Source organism: Neobacillus drentensis (assembly GCF_036962765.1).
GTDB classification, from domain to species: Bacteria; Bacillota; Bacilli; order Bacillales; family Cytobacillaceae; genus Neobacillus; species Neobacillus drentensis_C.
Genome location: NZ_JBALOS010000413.1, coordinates 1 through 1,169, shown reverse-complemented (window position 1 = coordinate 1,169; position 1,169 = coordinate 1). Strand labels below are relative to the sequence as shown.

Genomic DNA, 1,169 nt, shown 5'->3' with positions numbered 1-1,169 from the left:
TTGATTTAGTTTACTTTTAACATTTATCGTTCCCTTATGGTTCTGAATAATTTTATAGCTGACCATAAGTCCTAATCCATTTCCATTATGTTTGGTAGTGAAAAAAGGTCCCCAATCTTTTAACCTGTTCCTCCCCTATTCCTACCCCTTCATCCTTGATTTTAATTAAAATATGATGAGCAGTCGAATCATTGGAAACATAGATATTACCACCAGTTGGCATCGCCTCTATGGAATTTTTAATTAAATTTATAAAAACCTGTTTTAACTGATTTTTTTCCACAGTAAAAAAGATATCCTCTGAAGGAAATTCATATTTAATTCGTACATTTTTCAATATGGCTTCGGGCTCGAGAAAGGAAATCACACTGCTTAAAATATTTTTTACATCGAATTCACTGAAGTAAACCGAGTGAGGTTTAGCAAAAACCATAAATTCATTTACAATAAAACTTATTCTTTCTATTTCATCTAAAATCGTTTCGACAAAATAGGGCACTTTTCCATTTTCAGTAAGGAGTTGTACAAATCCACGAATGGTTGTTCCCCTTCTTTTTTTAATCATATTTGGGAGACCATTCAATGTGGAGAGGTTTGGAAAGGGGAAATTCTTAATAAAGCGAAGGATGGAACCAAGTACTGGCTTGATACAACTATTGTTCCATTTGTTGATTTAAATGGAGAAGATGAAAGTCAGAACAGAAAATATCATGTTTTTTTCCTATTAGTTCTTCCCTTGTATATTTATATAAATCGCAAAACTTTTCATTCACATAAGAAATTCTATCGTCTCGATCGGTAATTGAAAAAATGGTAGCTTCATTTAGTGCTTTCTGCAAATCTGCAAGCTCTCTTAGAGTAATTTTTAAATCTTGATTGGACTCATCTAAAGCTAATTTGGTGTATGATAACTCCTCATTGTAGCAATTCAGAAGTGTCTTGGAGATAAGCTGGTACAAATATTCAAGTATATTAATTGATTCAAAAAATGTATTTATAGAAATACTTTTTTCTCGTAATTCCTGTTCTAGCAAGTCCATAATAGAGCAACATGTTAGATAAACAAAATTGATAGATTGTTCAAGTGAAACCCGGGAATGGATTAATTTCCGCCCGAAATCATCTACAAACGTAATAAGGTTATTTTTATTCCTTTCATTACTATTAAT

General features: G+C 31.7%; 2 protein-coding genes and 1 pseudogene. 1 reads left to right on the top strand and 2 read right to left on the bottom strand.

The window, feature by feature from the left end:
- Positions 1–85: 85 nt before the first annotated feature.
- Positions 86–223 (bottom strand): hypothetical protein, encoded by a 138-nt coding sequence (locus tag V7137_RS30205; RefSeq protein WP_335701488.1) that lies wholly within the window; start codon positions 221–223, stop codon positions 86–88.
- 321 nt (positions 224–544) lie between these two features.
- On the opposite strand from V7137_RS30205, the pseudogene V7137_RS30860 reads away from it, so the two are divergent.
- Positions 545–685: pseudogene (locus V7137_RS30860) on the top strand (histidine kinase); the annotation flags it as partial.
- On the opposite strand, the gene V7137_RS30200 reads toward V7137_RS30860, so the two are convergent.
- Positions 654–1,040: a PAS domain-containing protein gene (locus V7137_RS30200; RefSeq protein ID WP_335701487.1), complete on the bottom strand. Its 387-nt coding sequence runs from the start codon at positions 1,038–1,040 to the stop codon at positions 654–656. The pseudogene V7137_RS30860 and the gene V7137_RS30200 sit on opposite strands and share 32 nt — an antisense overlap.
- Positions 1,041–1,169: the final 129 nt, after the last annotated feature.